Source organism: Flavivirga algicola (assembly GCF_012910715.1).
In the GTDB taxonomy this organism is placed as follows: domain Bacteria; phylum Bacteroidota; class Bacteroidia; order Flavobacteriales; family Flavobacteriaceae; genus Flavivirga; species Flavivirga algicola.
The window spans coordinates 50,034-72,448 of sequence record NZ_JABBHF010000001.1 but is presented as its reverse complement, the minus strand read 5'-3'; the positions used below and the strand labels follow the sequence as shown (position 1 = coordinate 72,448).

Sequence of the window (22,415 nt, the reverse complement as noted above, 5' to 3'; positions counted from 1 at the left end):
TTTAGAATAGTTTTTAATTATAATTTTATAGTTTATAAATATAAAAAAAACACTAATTTTTAATACTTAAAAGTTAAGTTTGTGTAAATGAGTTAAATAACTAATTAAAAAAATATAAATGGATACAAAAAGTGGCGACATAAGCAAATGCCCATTTATGGGAGGGGCTCATAAAGAAACTGCTGGAAGTGGTACAAGAAACCGAGATTGGTGGCCCAATGAACTGAAATTAAACATCCTGCGTCAAAATGGGGTGAAGTCTAATCCGATGGGAGAAGATTTTAATTATGCTGAAGCATTTAACAGTGTTGATTTTCCAACATTGAAACAGGAAGTTATTGACTTAATGACAGACTCACAAGATTGGTGGCCCGCAGATTATGGGCACTATGGTCCTTTCATGATTCGTATGGCCTGGCATAGTGCAGGAACCTATCGTGTTGGAGATGGACGTGGTGGAGCAGCTACAGGAAACCAACGCTTTGCACCACTGAATAGTTGGCCCGATAATGGGAATTTAGATAAAGCACGTTTATTACTTTGGCCTATAAAAAAGAAATATGGCAAAAAAATCTCTTGGGCTGATTTGTTGATTCTGGCTGGTAATTGTGCATTGGAGTCTATGGGCTTTAAAACCTTTGGTTTTGCTGGTGGCCGTGAGGATGTTTGGGAACCAGAACAAGATATTTACTGGGGGTCTGAGACCGAATGGTTAGGAAATGAAGAGCGATTTGAAGAGGGGGACAACATTGAAGGTCATTTAGGAGCAGCACATATGGGATTGATTTATGTAAACCCTGAGGGGCCGAATGGGACCTCTGACCCTTTAGGCACTGCGAAGTTAATGAAAGAAACTTTTGGACGCATGGCTATGAATGATGAAGAAACGGTAGCTCTTACTGCTGGGGGACATACATTTGGAAAGGCACATGGTGCCGCCAACCCCGATACATATGTAGGAGCAGAACCTGTAGGTGCTTCTATAGAACAAATGAGTATGGGATGGAAAAACACCTATGGCACAGGCGTTTTAGATGATGCTATTACTAGTGGGCTTGAAGGGGCATGGACACCGAATCCAACTCAATGGAGTCACGATTTTTTTGAGGTATTATTAAATTATGATTGGGAGCTGACTAAAAGTCCAGCAGGAGCAAGTCAATGGACACCAACTAAAGCGTCACAAGCTAGAATGGCACCTACAGCTGGAGATCCATCAAAACAACAAGCTTTAATGATGACTGATGCAGATATGGCTTTGAAAATAGATCCGACGTATTTAGAAATTTCTAAACGTTTCCATAAAGATCATAAAGCATTTGAAGATGCCTTTGCACGTGCTTGGTATAAATTAACGCATCGTGATATGGGACCTATATCTCGCTATTTAGGCCCTGAAATCCCAAATGAAGAATTGTTATGGCAAGACCCTATACCTACGGTTGATTACAACTTGAGTGATAATGATATTGCCTCTTTAAAGAATAGGATCTTGGCTTCAAACTTATCAATTTCGCAGTTAGTCACTACGGCTTGGGCTTCTGCATCAACGTTTAGAGGATCGGACATGCGAGGAGGGGCTAATGGAGGGCGTATTCGCCTGGCACCCCAAAAAGATTGGGAAGTGAACAGTCCAGGAGAGTTGGCTAAAGTACTTGCAATATATGAGGGGATTCAGAAAGATTTTAACGGCACTATTTCGATAGCAGACTTAATTGTTTTAGGAGGTTCTGTGGGTGTTGAACAAGCAGCAAAAAATGCTGGACATGATGATATAACAGTGCCTTTCAATAGCGGCAGGGGAGATGCCTCCCAGGAACAAACAGATATAGAGTCCTTTGCACATTTAGAACCATATGCCGATGGCTTTAGAAATTATATAAAATCAAATGTGAAAGTAGCTGCAGAAAACCTATTAGTAGATCGTGCTAATTTATTAACACTTTCAATTCCAGAAATGACAGTCTTAGTAGGGGGCTTACGTGTTTTAGGTGCCAATTATGATGGTTCAAATCATGGCGTATTCACGGACCATGTTGGTCGTTTAACAAATGATTTCTTTACCAATATTCTGGATTTTACTTATACATGGAAAGCAACGACTGAAGATGATACCCTATTTGAAGGTCGTGATCGTCGAACTGGAATCGTCAAATTTACAGGGACTAGAGCTGATTTAATTTTTGGATCCAATACAGAGTTAAGAGCAGTTGCTGAAGTATATGGTGCTGATGATGCTCAAGAAAAGTTTGTAAACGATTTCGTTAAAGCCTGGACAAAGGTTATGAATTTGGATCGTTTTGATTTAAAATAATTCTTATAAAACATTTATAATAAGTTTAATCACTCCCGAGGGGCTAAAAAGTCTTTGTTATTTGATTTGTTAGGTTGAGCTTGTCGAAACCAACATTGGTTATCCGTAAATAAAAAATATTTCGACAAAGCCTGTCCTGAGCCCAGTCGAAGGGCTCAATATGACATTGAGTATACTTTCTTAGCGCCTCATTTATTTTGAAACTCATATCATATAACATGAACGACATAAATTTTTTTCAAAGTGCTATTCAATCTGGAGATAAAGAACGGGTAGAGACACTTATGAAATTTCATCCTAATTTGATAAACACTAAAGATTCTAAAGGCTTTACACCTCTAATTTTTGCTGCTTATTTTGATAAAGAAGCTATTGTAAAGCTGCTCATAGAAAATAATGCAGATATTAATGCTACAGATGCTTCTGGAAATACGGCTTTGATAGGCGTATCGTTTAAGGGTAATGTCGCTTTAGCAGAATATTTAATACAAAGTGGGGCGGATGTTAATGCTAAAAATTCAAATGGTACTACGTCTTTAATATATGCTTCCATGTATAATCAATCCAAAATAGTAGAATTGTTATTAAGCTATAATGTAAATAAGACGATTAAAGATAATGAAGGAAAAGTTGCTCTGGACCATGCAAAGGAAAAGAAATTTGAAACTATCGTTGAGCTTTTGAAATAGTATATTGATAATGGTTTTATGGGCTGATATTTAGATCTTTAAATGTTTTTATAAAGAAATTTTAAATTGACCATTCTTAAGTTTAACTCAAAGAAAAACCACCTTGCTTTCGCAAAGTGGTTTTGATCCTCAATTTTTCTTTTTCAATTATTTGTCGATAGCTCCCAGTACCCGACTCATAAAACTATTTAGAGCCTCTTTTTGTGAGGTGCCAGCTTTTATCATTTTATTCACTTCAATAGCACCGTACATGTTGGAAATAAGTTCACCTATAACATCTAATTCTTCATCTTTAAGAGACGAAACTTCAGTTAAAGCTTCAAGAGTTTCAATAGTTTCAACAATATAGTCTTCATCATTGTCCTCAATAAATTGTGTTAAATGTTTTATGATAGGTAATTTCATGGAAATTTTTTTATATAACTTCGTTTACTAATTCTTTTAAAACATCAAACTTGTTAGTTTGCGTCTGATTCACAAATTTTCCATCTTTAAAAGCTGCAAATGTAGGCAAATTGTCAACGGTTGCTAACTTTCTCGATTCAGGAAACTTTTCTGCATCAGCGATGATAAAAGTTATGTTTGCCAATTCGGAAGCTAATTTTTTAACTTTTGGCTTCATAATGCGGCAATTTCCGCACCATGTAGCAGAATATTGTACAACAACAGTCTCGTTATTGGCAATTAATTCACTTAAATTATCTTGACTTAATTCTTGTACCATAATATGTTTTTTGAATTTTCAATAAATCAAGTACCAAATTCCAAACATTCATGTTTGGAATTTGGTCTGTTGACTATTAGAATTTCTTAATTTACGTGAGCAGCTAAATACTCAGCAGTGGCATTTCTGTTAGCATTCATAGCTTCTTTTCCTTCTTCCCAGTTTGCAGGACAAACTTCTCCTTTTTCCTGTACGTGTGTTAAAGCGTCTATAATACGTAAAAACTCATTGACATTTCTACCAATAGGCATGTTGTTTACGCCTTCATGTTGTACTATACCATCTTCGTCTATAACATATGTTGCTCTGTAAGTGACATTATCACCTTCTACAGTTACGACACCAGTTTCTTCATTGTATTGCTCGTTCGTGATATCCAAAATCCCTAAAGTAGATGCTAAATTTCTGTTAGAATCTGCTAAAAGCGGGTAGGTAATACCTTCAATACCACCATTGTCTTTTGCAGTGTTTAACCACGCAAAATGTACTTCTGGAGTATCACAAGAAGCTCCTATAACAATAGTATTACGTTTTTCAAATTCTCCTAATGCAGCTTGAAATGCGTGTAATTCTGTTGGGCAAACAAAAGTAAAATCTTTAGGGTACCAGAATAATAATACTTTTTTGTTATTGTTTTTTGCCTCTTCAAGAACGTTTACTTTAAAAGTATCGCCCATCTCGTTCATTGCGTCAACGTTTAAATCTGGAAATTGTTTTCCTACTAATGCCATTTGTATTTAAATTTTATAATTAATAATTCACTTTTAAGTGAGCAAAAATAGACTATAACATGAGAAAATGAAATAGGAATAAAATTTTAAATTACTATATACTTATAGTATTTGTTTATAATTGCTGATAATGAATGTGTTATGGTTTTATTTTGTTGCCAGTTGTTTTATTTTAATTGAAAAAGCAGCAAATAATAATGTCATGAACGGACTTAGAATACTAAAAAACACATATGGTATATATGCGGTCGCTCCAGCATATCCAAATAAAACTTTTGAGTGGTAGGCGCCACAGGTATTCCAGGGAATTAGAACAGAGGTAACTGTACCAGAGTCCTCCAGTGTTCTACTTAAATTTTCAGGTGCCAAACCTCTGTCTTTATAAGCTTGTTTAAACATTTTGCCTGGAACAACTAAAGCTAGATATTGATCGGATGCCGTAAGGTTTAGAGCTAAACAACTCGCTACGGTACTTGCAAATAGCCCAAATGTTGTGGTTGCTAAGTTTAGCAAAGACTTTGTAATTCTAGATAATGCCCCAATAGCATCCATAACACCTCCAAAGACCATAGCGCAAACAATTAACCAAATGGTTCCAAGCATACCTTTCATACCACCTGCTGTAAACAAATCGTTTAATTCTGGGCTTGTAGTTTCAACAGCTGTATCTACCGTTAAAGCATTCATCACACCTTGATAAGCAGATTGAAACGTTAAGGAGTCAGCTCCAGCAATTTTTATTACGATATCTGGTTGTGCAATTAGTGCAGCTACGCCTCCAAGCAAAGAACCTATTAGTAAAGCGATTAAAGGAGCTGTTTTCTTTACAATCATAATAATCACTATAACAGGTACAACAAATAACCAAGGACTTATATTAAAAGCGCCTCTAATGGCCGAGAGCTTATTGTCTATTTGGGGTGTACCAGTGATATCAAGATTCAATCCTATTATTATAAAAATAATAAGCGTTACCATTATGGTAGGTACAGTAGTTAATGCCATATATTTAATATGGCTAAACAATTCTCCGCCAGCCATGGCTGGTGCAAGATTGGTAGTGTCGCTAAGTGGAGACATTTTATCCCCAAAGTAAGCACCAGATAGCACAGCACCTGCGGTCATTCCTATAGATATGCCTAATGTTTCACCAATACCAACAAGAGCAATACCTACGGTAGCAGAGGTAGTCCATGAACTTCCGGTAGCTATCGAAATAATAGAACAAATAATGACGCAAGCCGCTAAAAATATGGTTGGGTTTAATATTTGCAACCCATAATAAATCATGGTTGGTATAATACCACTAATTAACCAGGTACCAGCCAACGAACCAACCATTAATAATATAAGTAAAGCACCTGTGGTAGATTTTACATTTTCAGAAACTTCTTCAAGCATTCTTTTATAAGATACTTTATTTTTAAAGCCAACTATCGCAGCCACAGCAGCTCCTAATAATAAAACAAATTGATTGCTACCGCTTAAAGCATCATCTCCATAAACGTATATGTTATATGCTAACATACCAACTAAGGCTATTACTGGAATGAGCGCTTCCCAAATGTTAAGTTCTTTATTCTCTATTATTTTTTGATCTTCTATTTTTAGTTCCGAAAGATTGTTTTCGTCTTGCATATGGGAAATTTTAGTCATGTAATGTTACGATAATCCTTATTTTTTAGCAAATCGCTGGCTTTCGATTTTCAAGTATTTATTAAAATTAGTAAAAAATGAGTTGAAGATCATGTGACTTTTCTGTAAGGCTTGTGTCTTATAAACTACAGATTATTAATCTTTTATTTATAACAAAATGACGCAATTTATGATTTTGATTTTTTTTGCAACAACCCTATTGTTTTTAATACAACAGATTTATAATTTAAAACTATTTTCTCTTAAGTTAGATTTGCTACCTAACTTGTTAATAAACACGCTCTCCTTTACTTAAGTTAAATAAAATTTGGAGTTAATAATAATGAAACGAACTGTAGTATCAAGCAAAAACGTATCCCCAGAAGTAAAAGATATAAAGCTAAAATTGGAAAAGCATAATCAGCAATTATCTAGGAGTTTAAAAACGCTGGAGTATGTTTATATGATAGAAATCAATTACGAGAAAAGGCGTAAAAAAAGCCATTTTGAAGAGCTTTTAAAGTTTAAAACCAATATTCAAAAACATGTTATAAGGACGACAAAAAAAATAAATTATTATAAGTCTTTGCAAAAGGAGTTAAAATATTAATGTAGATCATGCGTATTCCCGTTTAAATTGTATTTTTATCGGCATACATGGATTCGTTAACTCAAATTGTTTTAGGAGCTGCTTGTGGCGAAGCTGTCCTCGGGAGAAAAATTGGAAATAAAGCTTTGCTATTTGGTGCTATAGGTGGTACCATTCCAGATTTAGATGTTTACATTGGCATTTTGTTATTTAATAATGAAATAGATGTGATGCTATTTCATAGAGGCTTTATGCATTCTATTTTGTTTTCTGTTCTTGCAGCATTTCTTTTTGGGTGGTTCACTTACAAGCTATATAACTCAGGTAAGCGTTTGCATACTACAACTAAAAATAATTGGATTTGGCTGTTCTTTTGGTCGCTATTTACACATCCTATATTAGATTGTTTCACACCTTACGGTACCCAATTGTTCACGCCATTTAGTAATTATCGTGTCGCTTTTAACAATATTGCCGTTGTAGACCCTGTATACACATTACCATTTCTTATCTGTATGATTGCTTTAATGTTTTTTAATAGAAAATCGAACAGAAGAAAGTTATGGCTCAAGCTTGGTTTGGGAATAAGTTCTGTGTATATGTTATTAACGATGGGAAACAAGCTATACATAGATGCTTTATTTCGAAAATCCATGGTAGAAAACAAGATCGATTTTAAACGGTACAGTACCCAGCCAGCTATATTTAACAATGTGTTATGGTACGGGATTGTTGAAACAGATTCTTTATATTTTGTGGCTAACTATTCCTTGCTGGATAGAGAAAACAGGTTTTTGAATTTTAGAGAATTACCTAAGCAACGCGATTTAAAACCTACTGATTTTTATGATATTAAAAACTTAGCCCAGTTTAGTAATGGCTATTATAGCATTTACAAAATGAAAGACAACGAATACCATTACAATGATTTGAGGTACCCGATTTTAGATGAAAACAATCCGAATTCTTCTGTTTTTAGTTTGACACTTTATAAAGACAATGATCGGTTAAATATAAAACCTTTCGAACCAAAATTTGATGATTTTGAAACAGCTATGTCCAATTTATGGGAACGTATTAAAGGGATTTAACAGTTGCTGTTTTTGCATTTAGAATGTTTAGGGTTTCCATACAGGCTCGCATCATTTGATAAGTGCGTTCAATATCTGCATCCAAGCCTATGGAAAAACGGATTAAACCATCGCTCAGTCCCATTTCTTTTTGTGCTTCCTCTGGAATTTCAGAAGAGGTAGAACTGCCAGGAGCACTAAAAAGCGTTTTGTAAAACCCGAGACTTACGGCTAAATACCCTAAATTTTCATCTTGCATCATTTCCATAAGTTCGTTCGCCTTATCTAAGGAACCAACATCAATGGTTAGCATGCCTCCAAAACCATATTTTTCATTCATCATGCTTTTAAATAATTCATGAGATGGATGTGATTTTAATCCGGGGTATACCGTTTTTAAACCGTCCGCTTCAAATTTTCTAGCCAAATAAGTTGCATTATGGCTGTGTTGTTGCATTCTAATATGTAATGTTCTTAGGTTTTTTAAAATGGATGCCGCCCTCAAGCTGTCCATTGTAGAACCCAATAACATAGAAGCGCCATCATTCACGTTACGTAATTCATTTATAAATTCTTGAGTTCCGCACACAACACCACCAACAGTATCACTAGACCCATTAATGAATTTAGTTAAACTGTGTATAACGACATCGGCACCTAGCATGGCTGGAGATATCGATAATGGAGAAAAGGTATTGTCAACCACTAATGTCAAGTTATGTCTCTTGGCTATATTTGCTAAACCTTTTATATTCGCAACCTCTAAAAGCGGATTACTCACAGATTCGCAATACAATACTTTTGTGTTTTTTGTGATGGCATTTTCAACAATGTCTAAGTTGGTGATATCTACAAAAGAAGTTTTAATATTAAATCGAGGCATGAAATTTTTTAAAAACGCATAGGTACCCCCATAAATAGTCCTACTGGAAATGATATGGTCTCCTGTATTACATAATTGTAACAGTACGGGGGTAATGGCTCCCATTCCAGATGCAGAAACATTGGCAGTTTCCGTGCCTTCCATAGCAGCTAAGGCTTCCCCTAAATATAAATTTGAAGGCGATGAGTGACGCGAATATAAATAGCAACCATCTGCATTGCCTTCAAAAGTATCAAACATCGTTTTTGCAGATAAAAAGGTATAGGTTGAAGAATCCGAAATAGAAGGGTTTACACCTCCAAATTCTCCAAAATATTGTAAGTCTTGTATACTGTTTGCAGGTTTAAAAGCCATCTTGTTTAAGTTTTGATTAATTCTATAACAAAATTCATCATTATAAGATTATAAAACAATGAATATTGAGTTATTTAGAAAATAAAACTTGTTTATTTGGTTTTTGTAGATTTTTATATGGTAATTAAGATGTTTTTGTATACCTTAATGAAAAATTTTCAATGATGATATTTGATGATACCGACAGGAAACTCCTGTATTATTTACAAACAGATAGTAAACAGACCAATAAAGAACTTTCAAATAAATTAAATATCTCTGTAACAGCAGTTTACGAACGTATAAAAAAACTAGAAAGGGAAGGGTATATAAAAGGATATGTGGCCCTGGTAAATAAGGAACAGGTAGATAAGGCTTTTGTGGCATTTTGCCATATTAAGCTTATACAGCACAGTCAGGAGTATGTTATAAAATTTGAAAAAGAGGTCGCTAATATAAAAGAGGTGTTAGAATGTTATCATATTAGTGGTGATTACGACTACTTGTTAAAAGTTTTAGTAAAAGATATGAAAGCGTTTCGTGGATTTATGGTTGAAAAATTAACAACAATCAACCATATAGGGAGTACACATAGCATGTTTGTAATAAACGAAGTAAAACATACCACAGCAATTAAAATTTAATTGGTATAATATGAGCACAACAACTTATAAAGGGATTGAATTTTTAATCATTTTTATTTTATTACCAATTAGTTTTGCTATAGACTATTCCATAAAACTGAAAATGGGTATTGGACTCATTGGTTTTTTATATGTTATTTACGTATTGTTAAAGGTTGAAAAGAAAAAAATTAAAATAGCTCCAGATTTAAAATGCCAGATATTCTGGAAACAAACTATTTTAAAGTTAGTAATTATTGGGATCCTTACCTTTTTATTTGTTTGGCTAACAGATAATAAATCACTTTTTAATGTACTGTTGAATAAGCCTAAATTATGGCTCTTTATATTGTTTGTTTATAGTTTCTTTTCTGTATACCCTCAAGAAATAATTTACAGAACTTTTTATTTTGAACGTTATAAAGAGTTATTTAAAAATGAAACGTTATTTATTTTTCTAAATGCTATTATATTTTCTTTAGGACATATCTTTTTTAGAAACAGTTTAGTGATTATACTCACATTTTTAGGCGGATTGCTATTTGCAACAACTTATGTTAAAACTCAATCTACCATATTGGTATCTATTGAGCATGCTATTTATGGTAGTTGGCTGTTTACCGTGGGCATGGGAGCGATGCTTGGTTTTCCTACTTGATTTTTATGATATTTTTTTTGAATATCCGTATCAATCATAAGGAGCTACGTCAACCTGAACTTGCCTGTGCTGAACTTGTTTCAGTATTTCAGGTTCTCATTATAATGGTTTTACAATCAGCTTAATGTGATTCCGAAATAAATTCGGAATGACACTAAAAGTATCATTCTGACACAAAACAGACATTCGATTATTTTTTTAACACAAATTTAGTTTTGCAGTATTTTATATTTTAAGATGCCACGAATTAGACTTTCGGTCTATCGAAATGAATCTATTGGGCAGGTCTGTAGCGGAGTATAAATGTCCATTATTCTTAAACAGCACAAGTATAAGATACCATGAAAAAGTAGCTGCCAGTAGGGATGGATAGCTTTAAGACACTTTTTATTTATATAAAAAAATGATTTTAATTGCTTTAAAAATTTTACATAACTAATTTAAAATCTATTTTTGATAAATTTTAAAAATCTAATTTTATGAAAAATAGATTGCATTTCAAAAATGCATGTATCTACTCATGTATGTGTATATCTATTTTCAGTTGTTCTAAAGATGAAAAAAAATAACAAAGACTCTAATTTTCGCGCTCCAAAAGGCGTTATTACAGAAGATCGCGGTAAAGAATTAAGTAACGCATGGTCTTCAAAAAATTCGGCATTATTTAGTAAATCTGGAAAAAAAGCGGGTGAAGGTGAAATAAAATATTTAAGATGGTCGCTAGAAGATTTACGTAACTATCTAGATTACGCCGAACACGAAGCAAATAAAAAGGGGTATGACATGACAGGTGTGCGGGTTTATTTTGCTGCTTATCCAGAAAAAAGAGGGCAGAATACCCTGTTTTTTGCACCAGAAGGGCGTAAATTGGTTTCCAATACGCGTAAGATTTCAGCTAGTTTAAGAAGTAAAGATGAAGAAAATATCCCTATCCCTCCTTTTAATAATGGTGAAGGAGGTTCTGGAGGTTATTAATCGAAAAGAATTCCTCGACGCTCTGTGTCGGGGTTTCCGTTGAAATTGTCATTCCCGTGAAATCGTAAGATTCATGAATTCATTATTATAAAAATATAAGGCAATGAATAAAACGGGAATCTAAATAACATAATTTCGATTTTTGCCTGAAAAGGCAAAATGAAACAAGCGAAATACCTCAATGACTCTGCCTCGAGGATAGTTCGTTTCAAGAAATTACTTTATTAAGTTGATATATGGATGAGTTATAAGACAAAACGATAGTTTTTAATTCTGTGGTGTATAATTATTAGCAGCTTATAAGTTTACTTCTTTACAAAAAGTGCAAATTTATAAGCTGCTTGATTTTATGGTTTTTAAAAGCAGTTAAAAGCTGAGTTCTTATTTTTAGGAATTATTATTCGCAAGAACTTAAGAGAAAACATAATCTACCTTACTGATATCTATGGAGCATGCTATTTATGGTAGTTGGTTGTTTGCTGTAGGTATAGGGACTGTGTTAGGTTTTCCTACTTGATTTGTCTGCTGATGTGTTATAGTACTTTGGGTTTTGGTAAAAGACTACGTTATTAAATCTTTTTCTTATTTTTGGTCAGCTATTTATTAACCATTAACCAATTAACAACATGAAAAAATTAAGTTACATTATTTTGGGATTTATTATTGGAGCTGTATTAACCTATTATTTTTGTCCGAGAGATATTGGTGACACTAAACCTCCAATGGCAGAAAGACCAGATAATGCTATAGAGATGAGCAAGGCGCAAGAATTGAATAATAACTGGACAGAATATAGAGAAGCAGCAGTAGATTCTGCAGCACAGCAGCAAGGGAGAAAAAAAGACAACCGTTGGACTCTTTGGTCATTAAATGAAGTAGAGAAATATTTGGCTTACTCACAGTATCAATCTTATAAATTAGGCTACGAGATGACAGGTATTCGCGTTTATTTAGGTGTTTATGGAGACAATGCAGGGCGAAAGAAAAAGAATTTAACAACGATGTTTATGGTACCTACGGGTAAAAAATTACACGATAAAGCTAGTATGGTACCATTTAGTTTAAGAGGCAATGATGAAGATATTCCTGTGCCTCCTTTAAATAATGGAGAAGGAGGTTCTGGAGGTTATTAATAAGATGATATGGATGAGTTTATAAGGCAAAACTATAGTTTTATAACTCATAGTGTAGAATTATTAGCAGCCGTAATAGGTTTATTAGTTTTTAGAAAGTATAAATCTACGGCTGCTAAATATTTCATTTATTTTTTAGTCTATCTAACTCTTTGTGATTTTATTAGCATGTATGCTAGAGCAGTAAGACCCGATAGGTTTTTAAATTTTCTCATAGGGACCATTTTTGAAAAAAATTATTGGTGGGCTACATTGTATTGGAATGTAGGAGCTATTTTATTTTTTGCTTTTTATTATTATAAAATCCTCAAAATAGGACTCTTCAGAAATGTTGTAAAATTCGCTGCCTATATTTTCTTTGTTTTTTCAATAATATATATAGCTCTAAATTGGGACGACTTTTTTGTTCGTTTTTTTCCTGTAATAAGTATACTAGGAGCTATTGTTATATTATTATGTGCGGTATTTTATTTTATTGAAATATTGCAAAGTGATAAAATCTTAACTTTTTATAAATCAATAAATTTTTATATAAGTCTGGCTATATTTATTTGGTGGCTTATTATCACACCCATAGTATTCTATGATATATATTACACATATGATATCAAGAGTTCTACTAGCTTAGATTCTGTGATGTTAAAGCGGGAAGTATATAGAGATTGGGATTTTGTAATATTAAGACGGCAAATTTATTTATTTGCTAATGTATTTATGTATTTAACTTATACCTTTGCTTTAATATGGTGCAAACCGGAGAACGATTAGCCAGTACAGCTTCCGAACGTTATTTATTAATATATATGATTGCTGTTTTAGCGATTATCACATCGTTGGTCATTATCTTTTTTATAGTATTTCAAAAACGAAAAAATAAATTGTTGTTAGATCGAATTAAGCAGCAACAGGCTTTTGAAGAAGAAATAGCACAGGCGCAAACCGAAATACAAGAACAAACACTTAAAAACATTGGATGGGAATTACATGATAATGTGGGACAATTGTTGTCGTTTGCCAGTATGCAACTAAGTATTTTAAAAATGCAGGTAGCAGATGATGTTAAAGAAAAGTTTAAGGATACTAGTGAGGCACTTAAAAATAGTTTATCTGAAGTACGGGCACTTTCAAAAACATTAAATAATGAAGTTGTTTTAAATATAGGTTTTGAAAAATCTATTACTAATGAGTTAGATCGACTTAAAAAGATGAAATTTGCTTCTGCCGAACTTAAAACTATAGGAGCGAAAATCGATTTTTCGAATAGAAAACATGAAATCATTATTTTTAGAATACTACAAGAGTTTATGTCTAATTCGGTGAAATATTCTGAGGCTGAAAACCTAGCCATTACCATTGAATATCAAATAAAAAGTTTAAAAATTACTGCCAAAGATGATGGTAAAGGGTTTGATATGAATGATATAGAGAAGGGGTCTGGGTTGATAAACATGAAAAGTAGAGCGTCGTTAATTAATGCAGAATTTGAATTATCGTCTAAACCAAATGAGGGGGTTCAATTGATAATAGATTACCCTATTTCCTATAGCAATACCTAGAATTTTCAAAACCCATAAATAATTGGTTTTAGTTTTTAATATGTGTGTAATCATGATATCAATGTTTCGTGTTTTTGAGTGATATGTGAAAATTAGGTAACTAAAACGAAGTCTTAATTGATTATCGTTTTTTTGAATAAACATCGTTTGTCATTCCTGCGAAGGCAGGAATCCACTTATAAAAGTATAATGCTCATGTATAAAACCTACCTCCAATATTACTTATACATCTTAACCAACAAAACTTGTAGCATCCTATTAATTATTGTTTTCTATTGCCTGAATGTCGTTTGTCATTCCTGCGAAGGCAGGAATCCACTTAAAATAATATAATGCTTCAATGTATAAAACCCACCACCAATATTACCTATACATCTTAACCAATAAAACCTGCGGAACCCTATACATTGGCGTAACAAACGATTTAGAAAGACGCATGTTCGAACACAAAAACAAATTAGTTGAGGGTTTTACCAAGAAATATGGATTGTATAAGTTACTGTATTTTGAAACTTATCAGTATGTTAACGATGCCATTAGGAGGGAGAAAAATATGAAAAAGTGGAAACGCCAATGGAAAATAGACCTCATAGAAAAAGATAACCCTAATTGGAAAGACTTATCTAAAGATTGGTCTTACGTACTTGAATAGGATTATTTGATTTACGAGTGGATTCCTGCTTTCGCAGGAATGACATGGTTTTTTAAAAGCATATAAGTGATTGATCATTGGTTTTTTAATATGTTTGTAACCATTATCAGCGCTTAGAATTTCGAGTAATGAGGAAAAGATTAGATGACTAAAAATATGTCTTAATCGATTATTGTTTTCTATTGCCTGAATGTCGTTTGTCATTCCTGAGAAGGCAGGGATCCACCTATAAAAGTATAACGCTCATGTATAAAACCCACCGCCAATATTACTTATGCATTAACCAATAAAACCTGCGGAACCCTATACATTGGCGTAACAAACGATTTAGAAAGACGCATGTTCGAACATAAAAAAAAATTAGTTGAGGGCTTTACCAAGAAATATGGATTGTATAAGTTACTGTATTTTGAAACTTATCAGTATGTTAACGATGCCATTAGGAGGGAGAAGAATATGAAAAAGTGGAAACGCCAATGGAAAATAGACCTCATAGAAAAAGATAATCCCAATTGGAAAGACTTATCTAAAGATTGGTCTTATTTACTTGAATAGGATTATTTGATTTACGAGTGGATTCCTGCTTTCACAGGAATGACAAAATAAATTTAAATAAGCAATATAATTAGGAAAAATACTTAAACATTTTTTTTAAAAGCCCCAATTTTCCTTTATATGGCGCATATCTTACGCCTGGGTCAGACCAGTTTCCTCGCTTGGATATGGCTTTATGGTGTGAAAATGTATCGAAACCAGTTTTTCCATGATACGCTCCCATACCACTGGCACCAATACCTCCAAAAGGTAATCTATGATTTCCAAAATGGATTAACAGATCATTTATCACGCCACCCCCAAAACTATACTTTTTAATGGTTTGTTCAATAAAGGTCTTATCATTAGAAAACACATAAAGTGCTAAAGGCTTGTCGTAATGCCAAATAATATTTTCTATATCCTGTTCAGTATCGTAAGTTAAAATTGGTAAGACTGGTCCAAAAATCTCATCGCTCATTATTTTACTATCCAAATCTGGAGAATCAATTAATGTAGGCGATATATAGCAATCTTCTATATCTATATGACCACCATAAATTATTTGAGATCCTTCCAACATATCTGCAATTCTAGAAACGTTTCTTTTATTAATAATTCTTGGTAAGTCTGGAGATTCTTTTGGATTATCGCCGTATCTTTTTATAATTTCGGTTTTTAAGGCTTCAATAAATGCATCCTTGATATTTGATTTTACTATGATGTAGTCCGCAGAAATACATGTTTGTCCAGCGTTTAAAAATTTTCCCCAGGAAATGCGCCGGGCGACTAGTTTTAAATTGACTGTATCATCAATAATGCATGGTGATTTTCCACCCAATTCTAAAGTAACAGGTGTTAGGTAGTTTGCAGCTGCACGTGCCACAATTTTTCCAACAGAAACGCTGCCTGTAAAAAATATATAATCCCATTTTTGAGCCAGTAACGCTGTTGCCGTTTCAACACCACCTTGTATTGATTTAGCTATGGTTTCTGGAAATGTTTTTTGCACTATATCCGTGATAAGCTGTGAGGTGTGCTTAGTGAGTTCACTAGGTTTTAAAACAACTGTATTTCCTGCTGCAATAGCCATGATTAAAGGCTCCATGGCTAATAAAAATGGATAATTCCAAGGAGCAATAATTAATATATTTCCGTAAGGTTGTTTGTAAATATAATCTCGAGATGGAAATGTTAACATTGACGATTTTATTCGTTTAGGAGCTGCCCACTTTTTAAGATGTTTAATAACTAAATTCAACTCAGAAATAACGAGTCCAAATTCACTGATATAGGTTTCGAATTCTGGCTTTTTGAAATCTTTTTTTAGGGCGTCATAAATGGCTTGCTCATTAGAAAGTATTTCCTGTTTTAATGTCTTTAAAAGAGATAGCCTATACGGGACCTCCTTCGTTTTTTGAGACTTAAAAAATTCCTTTTGTTTTAAAAGTATTTCAGGTATGGTATTCAAAAGTGTTTTTTATAAAGATATTTAAATTATAGGAAACAAGCATCCCAAATAGCATCTTTTGGTAGTGGTGCCGAAATAATTATCGGTTCTTTTTTAACGGGATGGATAAACGCTATGTGTCTTGCATGTAAATGGATACTGGCATCTTTGTTGCTTCTGTTGAAGCCATATTTTAGATCGCCTTTAATGGGGCATCCAATATTTGATAATTGGGACCGTATTTGGTGATGTCTACCAGTTTCTAAGTTAACTTCAAGTAAATAATAGTTATCCAACTTCTTTAATAATTTATAATGAAGTATGGCTTTTTTACTGTCTTTAACCTCTTTTGTGTAAGCCGTGGATTTATTGTTTTTCGGATTTTTTTTGAGCCAATTTGTTAAGGTGTCTTCAGCTTTTTGAGGTGTATTTTTAACTACGGCCCAATATGTTTTTTTTATATCCTTTGAAAGAAACAATTTATTAAGCCTAGGTAGGGCTTTACTTGTTTTTGCAAAAATAACAAGCCCTGTAGTAGGTCTGTCTAAGCGGTGTACAACGCCTAAATATACATTTCCAGGCTTGTTGTATTTATCTTTAATATATTCTTTTACAATATCACTTAATGGTTTATCGCCTGTTTTATCACCCTGAACAATATCTCCAGCACGTTTATTGATAATAATAATGTGGTTGTCTTCGTAAAGAACCTGCAAATTAGATTTCTTGGAGACAACCTTGGACATTTTTGATTTGTTAAATAGAATTTTTAACCACTAATACACGAATAATTTTACCTACTATGATTAGTACTGTTCACTATCATTTGGAAAATCAAGGTTTTTTACATCATCAGCATACTTAGAGATGGCATTGGTCATATCCTCATATAAATTCATATAACGGCGTAAAAAACGCGGATTAAATTCGTGGGTCATTCCTAACATATCATGCAAGACTAATACTTGGCCATCTACACCATTTCCAGCTCCTATACCTATAATAGGAATGCTTACACTTTCTGCGACTTCTTTGGCCAACTTAGCAGGTATTTTTTCAAGTACGATTGCAAAACAACCTATGCGTTCTAACATTTTGGCATCCTCTATAAGTCGCTTGGCTTCTTGTTCTTCCTTAGCTCTTACGGTATAGGTTCCAAATTTATATATGGATTGCGGCGTTAAACCTAAATGTCCCATGACGGGAATACCAGCATTTAATATGCGTTTTATTGAATCTTTTATTTCTTTACCCCCTTCTAATTTAACCGAATGCGCACCACTTTCTTTCATAATTCTGATAGCAGATCGCAAGGCTTCTTTGGGATCGCTTTGATAGCTTCCAAAAGGGAGGTCTACAACCACTAGGGCACGATCTATAGCACGAATTACAGAAGAGGCATGGTATATCATCTGGTCTAAAGTAATTGGCAATGTAGTTTCATGCCCAGCCATAACATTACTTGCAGAATCTCCAACAAGGATAACGTCAATACCTGCTTCGTCAACAATTTTTGCCATGGTATAATCGTATGCTGTTAACATGGATATTTTTTCTCCATTGGCTTTCATATCAACCAATGTTTTAACAGTGACGCGCTTGTATTCTTTTTTAGCTACAGACATAATTTTTCTGATTTTTTAAATAGTACGTAAAAGTAATGAATTAAGTATATATGTTAAACTTTTCTTTAAGTTGTGTCGTCATTAAGTATGTTATTCTATTTTAGTTAAAATTTATATATCATGGCTAGAACAATATTCTATTTATTTGTCTTAATTACATCTACGATTTATGCTCAAAAAGATGAGCAAACAAAAGCAAAAAAGGCAGTAGATACATTTTTTGAAGGATTTCATAAAGGTGATACCGCACTCATGAAATCTGTTATGATGGATAAAATAATCATGCAAACAGCTTATAGAAATAAGGAAGGAAAGGATGTTTTGGTTACTGATGAACCCGAAAAACTTATAAATACCATAGCGAACAGGCCAGAAGATCAAAAATGGGATGAGCGTTTATTGGATTATAGTATCCAAATTGATGGGAATATGGCCAACGTTTGGACACCCTATGAGTTTTGGTTTAATGACAAATTTAGCCATTGTGGGGTCAATTCCTTTCAATTGTTTAAAGATGGGGATACTTGGAAAATTATTTATCTAATTGATACAAGACGTAGGTCTACTTGCGATATTAATTAAGCTTCAATCTTATTCCGAAATAATATCATATGCTACTCATGTTTCACTAGTATGAAACACTAAAACTGAATTTAATCTTATAAAGTTAGTTGTTTGGTTGATTTAATTTTGAAACAATTCTGCTATTTCATAAGAAAGTTTTTCGGCAACAAAAAAGTCTCCTGTAGTCATTGCAATAATTGAGTTTTTTGTTTTTAAATCATAGAGCGTGAATGAAAAGTAACCAGCAACACCTCCGCCATGTCCGTAGTAAATTTTACCGTTGTGCTCTATTTTGTAAATACCAAGCCCGACATATTGATAAAATTGGTCTGCATCCCAAGGTTTAAATGAAATAAATTCATTGAAGTAAGTTTCAGAAAGAAACTTATGGTTAAATAAAGCCTGATACCATTTCATCATATTTTTAGGTGATGAGATCATAGCTCCAGCTGCCCAAGTAGAAGTGTATAGTGCTGTGCGAGGGACATTGTTTAGATCTTTATCACCTACCCAGGGATGTGTAAGTGTTTTTGGATTGGACTCATAAACTTTAAAATAGGTATCAGTAAGCTCCAGTGGTTCTGTGATATATTTGCGCATAGCAACATGGAGTTGCATTCCTGTAACTTTTTCAATAATTATTCCTGCAATTATAAAGTTAGCATCTGCATAATAATCTACAGTGTCTGGTTTTCCAATAGGTTTTGGAATGTAGTTTAAAGCTTCCTTTGGTTCCCATTTTTTTAAAGGAAAACTGGAAAGTTGTTCTGTGAAATCTTGAGACTCATAAATATTTACTAATCCGCTATGGTGTTGTAAAATTTGTCTAATGGTAATATTGGAATCAATGTTCTTATACTTTGGGATATATTTCCCTATTTTATCATTAATATTTAGAAGTCCTTCTTCTGCTAATTTTAAAGTTAAGACAGCAACAAATGTCTTAGTATTACTTCCAATACCCCAGAGCATGTCTTTAGTTACGCTTTGATTGTCATGAGAAACACCATTAACGCATTGAATAAAAGTGTTGTTTTTATAGTTATATATACCAACAGATATGCCTTTTACACTGGTACTATCAAAATACTTTTTAGAAAGGTTTGTTATTTCATTACAGTGATTTCTTTCTGTTTTAAATGAAATATTGAAAGCAATTAATAGTGTAAGTAAACTTAATAGAATTCCAGATTTGAATAATATTTTAAATTGTTTCATTTTATGAATTTGAAAATTGAAAAAGAGCATTGAGCTAAATTATTTTAAATTTATTACAAACCCAATTCTAATCAAACAAATACAATTATATAATTGATGGTTTATGAAACTAAAGTCTATACTTTATTTATACAGTATATACTTAATAATGATATGTTTTGAATTAAAAAATATTTTTCTTTTTCAATTTAACCATCCTTTCTTTTTTAGCTTGAGATACATCACCTGTTTCTGCATATACTTTTAGCTCTTGTAGCGCTTCCGGTAGCTGCTTTTCAATGGTTCTTTTCAATTTGCCCCCAAACAGAAAACCCATAAACCGTTTCATACGTATGGAGGCATGCATCTTTAGCGTACATTGGTTCGGGCTAATTTCTTTGATTGTCCAATGGTTACCAGCAAATATCATAAAACTTGGGGCACCAGAAGTAAGCTCATAAGCAAGTTCTCTTTTTTCTTCATCAAATAGGGTGAGCTTTTCATGTATTTCACTGTAGCCTTTTAAATTTACATAACAGGTGCGTTCACTACAGGTAGCACCTTCAAATTCAGGTTCACCTTTACCAACTGCATGGTCAATACCGCTAAAATATACGCCCACATTATCGAACTTTTTAACGATATTCCATAGAGAGTCTGCAGATACATTTATAGTGTCACTTGCTTTAATGATGTTAATTTCCTTGTACTTTTTTTTCTTTTGTGCCATAACTGTTAAATTAAATAGAAATAATGCACCTATTAGAGTTAAGATGCTTAATCTGTTATTTTTCATATCGTTTAATTTGATACTCAAAAATAATAGCGTTATGAAAATGGGATTTAACTGAGAAGTTTTATTACTTGTCTGAAAAGTTTAATCGGTACTCAGAAGGAGATACCCCATATTTAGTTTTAAAAACTCTGGACATGTGTGCTAGTGTTTTGAATTCACAATCGTAGGCGATATTGGTAATTGGTTCTTCTGACTTGGGTAATAATTCAGCAACTTTTTCTACTCGTTTGTTTATAATATAGTTGTTAGGTGTGTCATTATAAATTCGCTTGAATTTTTTCTTAAAAGTAGAAAGACTCATGTTGTTTAAACTGGCTAATTCTTCTAAGCTAACAGAAGAACAGATGTGGGCTTTTACTATTTCTTTAAATTCAAAAGTTTTTTTCTCAAAGAGATTGGTCATTATACTTTGAACTTTGGATGTGTCCTCTGTTTCTAAAAGTAATAAAATAACTTCTTTAAGTTTTAATATTATAAGATCATCGGTTAAAAGTTCGGTATTATTAAAATAAGTAATGAGATTTTCAAGGTATTGTTTGAGTAGCATATTTACATTTAACTTAACACTATTTGCTACATTATTTTCACTTTTAATTTTATAAAAGGGGGCAGGTGTATCTTTATAAATGTTTTCTAGAGTATCTTTATAAAAGCGTATTGAAATGGCACTATATTTTGGGTTTTTATCAACTGCAAATGTTTTCAACGAGCTATTGCCACATTTAGCAAGTATAGCATCGCCTTTTTTTAGTTTAATTTCTTCTATTTCAGAATAACTTACACAAGCACCTTTTAAAGTATATACAAATGCCGCTTCATTTTCGGGCATTGGTGTTGGCATTGATACCAGATTATCAAATGTTATCAAAATAAAAACAGGCTTCCCATATAAATCAATAGATTTAATATTCATTTTTTAGAGGTTAAGATAAATAAAATATGTTTTATATAATTTGTCTGAGAAGCTTATTTTTTTGTCTTAAAAGTTTTTAATTTTTTGACCTTATTAATGACGCTCCTGTGCATAAAATCCAACCAACAATACTAAAAACAAAAACTCTAAACCCTACAAGATTAGTAAATGCGAACCCAGTAATAGCTCCAATAATAGTTGAAATTAAAATGATTATACCTAAATAACCAATCCATTTTGATAATTGTTCTAACAGAATTATGATAAATGAATAGATAGCAATAGCAGTGCACATACCAGCAATAAACACATAATCTAAAGCTTTATTAGTAGCAAAACTATAATGGGTTATAAGCTCTAAAGTGTCTAAGTTTTGCTCAAAACTTTCAGAAAATTCACCTAGAAAAGATGGTAGCACTAAACCATTAAAAATGGCAGCTAACATGGCAGCTATAAATGCTAAAGAAATAATTAAGAATGCCAACATTGATAGTTTCCATTTGCCTAATAATTTTAGAGATACCCCATAAAAACCAAAAAGAATAAATGGTATGCATAAAATAGCTAATGCATGAGCAAATTTCATGGGAGTAACTATTTTAATAAGATATTCAATACTTCCTCCAGAGGGGTGAAGTATCATTGTAATTATGGCTAAGGTAGATCCTACGAGGAGCGAAACTCCAGTACTTTTGTGAAAATTTGTTTCCATTGAATATAATATTTTAGTGAAAAGCAAATATCAATGGATGTTGTAGAATCAACACTTGA

24 protein-coding genes are annotated in these 22,415 nt (G+C 32.9%); 12 read left to right on the top strand and 12 right to left on the bottom strand.

Going from position 1 to position 22,415, the window contains the following annotated elements; translation table 11 throughout:
• The first annotated feature begins 118 nt into the window (after positions 1 to 118).
• Together katG and HHX25_RS00320 are read left to right on the top strand one after the other, a co-directional pair.
• Positions 119 to 2,314 carry a catalase/peroxidase HPI gene (gene katG, locus HHX25_RS00325; protein ID WP_169668918.1) on the top strand — a complete coding sequence of 732 codons (2,196 nt, stop codon included), beginning with the start codon at positions 119 to 121 and terminating at the stop codon, positions 2,312 to 2,314.
• A gap of 218 nt (positions 2,315 to 2,532) precedes the next feature.
• The gene (locus HHX25_RS00320) at positions 2,533 to 3,003 is read left to right on the top strand and encodes an ankyrin repeat domain-containing protein (RefSeq protein ID WP_169668916.1); all 471 of its coding nucleotides are present in this window, start codon (positions 2,533 to 2,535) and stop codon (positions 3,001 to 3,003) included.
• Between the two features lie 147 nt (positions 3,004 to 3,150).
• Here HHX25_RS00320 and HHX25_RS00315 read toward each other — a convergent pair whose 3' ends face one another.
• The 4 genes from HHX25_RS00315 to nhaC all read right to left on the bottom strand — a co-directional run bounded on the left by HHX25_RS00315 (position 3,151) and on the right by nhaC (position 6,096).
• Positions 3,151 to 3,408 carry a DUF6952 family protein gene (locus HHX25_RS00315; protein ID WP_169668914.1) on the bottom strand — a complete coding sequence of 86 codons (258 nt, stop codon included), beginning with the start codon at positions 3,406 to 3,408 and terminating at the stop codon, positions 3,151 to 3,153.
• A gap of 10 nt (positions 3,409 to 3,418) precedes the next feature.
• A complete protein-coding gene (locus HHX25_RS00310; protein WP_169668912.1) occupies positions 3,419 to 3,727 on the bottom strand; it encodes a thioredoxin family protein in 309 nt (102 codons plus the stop codon).
• Between the two features lie 86 nt (positions 3,728 to 3,813).
• Positions 3,814 to 4,458, bottom strand: coding sequence for a peroxiredoxin (locus HHX25_RS00305; protein ID WP_169668910.1), 645 nt, complete (start codon positions 4,456 to 4,458; stop codon positions 3,814 to 3,816).
• Between the two features lie 147 nt (positions 4,459 to 4,605).
• On the bottom strand, positions 4,606 to 6,096 hold the full coding sequence (nhaC, locus tag HHX25_RS00300) for a Na+/H+ antiporter NhaC (protein ID WP_169668907.1): 1,491 nt from the start codon (positions 6,094 to 6,096) through the stop codon (positions 4,606 to 4,608).
• 654 nt (positions 6,097 to 6,750) lie between these two features.
• On the opposite strand from nhaC, the gene HHX25_RS00295 reads away from it, so the two are divergent.
• Positions 6,751 to 7,773, top strand: a complete 1,023-nt coding sequence (locus HHX25_RS00295) for a metal-dependent hydrolase (RefSeq protein WP_169668905.1) — start codon at positions 6,751 to 6,753, stop codon at positions 7,771 to 7,773.
• Here the strand turns inward: HHX25_RS00295 and HHX25_RS00290 are convergent.
• Complete coding sequence (locus HHX25_RS00290) at positions 7,760 to 8,989, bottom strand: aminotransferase class I/II-fold pyridoxal phosphate-dependent enzyme (protein WP_169668903.1); 1,230 nt, start codon at positions 8,987 to 8,989, stop codon at positions 7,760 to 7,762. The two genes, HHX25_RS00295 and HHX25_RS00290, sit on opposite strands and share 14 nt — an antisense overlap.
• A gap of 164 nt (positions 8,990 to 9,153) precedes the next feature.
• Here HHX25_RS00290 and HHX25_RS00285 point away from each other — a divergent pair, with 164 nt between their 5' ends.
• The 8 genes from HHX25_RS00285 to HHX25_RS00250 all read left to right on the top strand — a co-directional run bounded on the left by HHX25_RS00285 (position 9,154) and on the right by HHX25_RS00250 (position 15,120).
• A complete protein-coding gene (locus HHX25_RS00285; RefSeq protein WP_169669844.1) occupies positions 9,154 to 9,612 on the top strand; it encodes an Lrp/AsnC family transcriptional regulator in 459 nt (152 codons plus the stop codon).
• Between the two features lie 10 nt (positions 9,613 to 9,622).
• Entirely contained in the window at positions 9,623 to 10,249 is a 627-nt protein-coding gene (locus tag HHX25_RS00280) for a CPBP family intramembrane glutamic endopeptidase (protein ID WP_169668894.1), read from the top strand.
• A gap of 555 nt (positions 10,250 to 10,804) precedes the next feature.
• A complete protein-coding gene (locus HHX25_RS00275; RefSeq protein WP_169668891.1) occupies positions 10,805 to 11,224 on the top strand; it encodes a hypothetical protein in 420 nt (139 codons plus the stop codon).
• A 626-nt stretch (positions 11,225 to 11,850) separates the two neighbouring features.
• The gene (locus HHX25_RS00270) at positions 11,851 to 12,357 is read left to right on the top strand and encodes a hypothetical protein (protein WP_169668889.1); all 507 of its coding nucleotides are present in this window, start codon (positions 11,851 to 11,853) and stop codon (positions 12,355 to 12,357) included.
• 9 nt (positions 12,358 to 12,366) lie between these two features.
• Positions 12,367 to 13,125 carry a hypothetical protein gene (locus HHX25_RS00265; protein WP_169668886.1) on the top strand — a complete coding sequence of 253 codons (759 nt, stop codon included), beginning with the start codon at positions 12,367 to 12,369 and terminating at the stop codon, positions 13,123 to 13,125.
• Complete coding sequence (locus HHX25_RS00260) at positions 13,101 to 13,913, top strand: sensor histidine kinase (RefSeq protein ID WP_169668884.1); 813 nt, start codon at positions 13,101 to 13,103, stop codon at positions 13,911 to 13,913. The genes HHX25_RS00265 and HHX25_RS00260 overlap by 25 nt, the downstream gene beginning before the upstream one ends.
• Positions 13,914 to 14,253: 340 nt before the next feature.
• A complete protein-coding gene (locus HHX25_RS00255; protein ID WP_169668882.1) occupies positions 14,254 to 14,565 on the top strand; it encodes a GIY-YIG nuclease family protein in 312 nt (103 codons plus the stop codon).
• A gap of 249 nt (positions 14,566 to 14,814) precedes the next feature.
• Positions 14,815 to 15,120, top strand: coding sequence for a GIY-YIG nuclease family protein (locus tag HHX25_RS00250; protein WP_317169053.1), 306 nt, complete (start codon positions 14,815 to 14,817; stop codon positions 15,118 to 15,120).
• 70 nt (positions 15,121 to 15,190) lie between these two features.
• Here the strand turns inward: HHX25_RS00250 and HHX25_RS00245 are convergent, their stop codons facing one another.
• Genes HHX25_RS00245 through panB form a run of 3 tightly spaced genes read right to left on the bottom strand, consistent with a single transcriptional unit; the run spans position 15,191 to position 18,174 of the window.
• Positions 15,191 to 16,570: an aldehyde dehydrogenase gene (locus tag HHX25_RS00245; RefSeq protein WP_169668880.1), complete on the bottom strand. Its 1,380-nt coding sequence runs from the start codon at positions 16,568 to 16,570 to the stop codon at positions 15,191 to 15,193.
• Between the two features lie 26 nt (positions 16,571 to 16,596).
• On the bottom strand, positions 16,597 to 17,295 hold the full coding sequence (locus HHX25_RS00240) for an RluA family pseudouridine synthase (RefSeq protein WP_169668878.1): 699 nt from the start codon (positions 17,293 to 17,295) through the stop codon (positions 16,597 to 16,599).
• Positions 17,296 to 17,355: 60 nt separating this feature from the next.
• The gene (gene panB, locus HHX25_RS00235) at positions 17,356 to 18,174 is read right to left on the bottom strand and encodes a 3-methyl-2-oxobutanoate hydroxymethyltransferase (RefSeq protein ID WP_169668876.1); all 819 of its coding nucleotides are present in this window, start codon (positions 18,172 to 18,174) and stop codon (positions 17,356 to 17,358) included.
• A 120-nt stretch (positions 18,175 to 18,294) separates the two neighbouring features.
• Between panB and HHX25_RS00230 the strand changes: the two genes are divergently transcribed.
• Positions 18,295 to 18,756, top strand: coding sequence for a nuclear transport factor 2 family protein (locus tag HHX25_RS00230; RefSeq protein ID WP_169668874.1), 462 nt, complete (start codon positions 18,295 to 18,297; stop codon positions 18,754 to 18,756).
• Between the two features lie 102 nt (positions 18,757 to 18,858).
• Here HHX25_RS00230 and HHX25_RS00225 read toward each other — a convergent pair whose 3' ends face one another.
• The 4 genes from HHX25_RS00225 to HHX25_RS00210 all read right to left on the bottom strand — a co-directional run bounded on the left by HHX25_RS00225 (position 18,859) and on the right by HHX25_RS00210 (position 22,356).
• Complete coding sequence (locus HHX25_RS00225) at positions 18,859 to 19,956, bottom strand: serine hydrolase domain-containing protein (protein ID WP_169668872.1); 1,098 nt, start codon at positions 19,954 to 19,956, stop codon at positions 18,859 to 18,861.
• Between the two features lie 163 nt (positions 19,957 to 20,119).
• The gene (locus HHX25_RS00220; protein WP_169668870.1) at positions 20,120 to 20,731 is read right to left on the bottom strand and encodes an SRPBCC family protein; all 612 of its coding nucleotides are present in this window, start codon (positions 20,729 to 20,731) and stop codon (positions 20,120 to 20,122) included.
• Between the two features lie 64 nt (positions 20,732 to 20,795).
• Entirely contained in the window at positions 20,796 to 21,644 is an 849-nt protein-coding gene (locus HHX25_RS00215; RefSeq protein ID WP_169668868.1) for a helix-turn-helix domain-containing protein, read from the bottom strand.
• Between the two features lie 76 nt (positions 21,645 to 21,720).
• Positions 21,721 to 22,356, bottom strand: a complete 636-nt coding sequence (locus HHX25_RS00210) for a hypothetical protein (RefSeq protein ID WP_169668866.1) — start codon at positions 22,354 to 22,356, stop codon at positions 21,721 to 21,723.
• Positions 22,357 to 22,415: the final 59 nt, after the last annotated feature.